Source organism: Streptococcus cristatus (assembly GCF_001578775.1).
Classification (GTDB): Bacteria; Bacillota; Bacilli; order Lactobacillales; family Streptococcaceae; genus Streptococcus; species Streptococcus cristatus_A.
This window is the reverse complement of sequence record NZ_KQ969093.1, coordinates 1-308: the sequence shown is the minus strand read 5'-3', so window position 1 is coordinate 308 and position 308 is coordinate 1. Positions and strand designations below refer to the sequence as shown.

Here is a 308-nt window from a genome sequence, read left to right as displayed (position 1 = left end):
CTGGAGCTACAGGCGCGACCGGAGCTAAAGGTGATAAAGGTGAAACAGGTGCTACCGGTGCAACTGGAGCTAAGGGTGATAAAGGTGAAACTGGAGCCACTGGAGCTAAAGGCGATAAAGGTGAAACAGGCGCAACAGGTGCGACTGGCGCTAAAGGAGAAGATGGTAAGCCATCATTAGCCCAAGTTGTCGATAATAACAACGGCACGCACACTGTTAAAGTTGGTCTGGATAAGAACGGCAATGGCCAATTGGATCCAGACGAAGTAACCTCATCTACCATTGTTAAAGATGGTAAGGATGGAAAA

General features: G+C 48.4%; 1 protein-coding gene. It reads left to right on the top strand.

The genetic code is table 11. The features are described 5' to 3' along the window. Positions 1-308 (top strand): collagen-like protein (locus SCRDD08_RS10765; protein ID WP_196756196.1); only part of this gene is annotated, 308 nt, incomplete at both ends.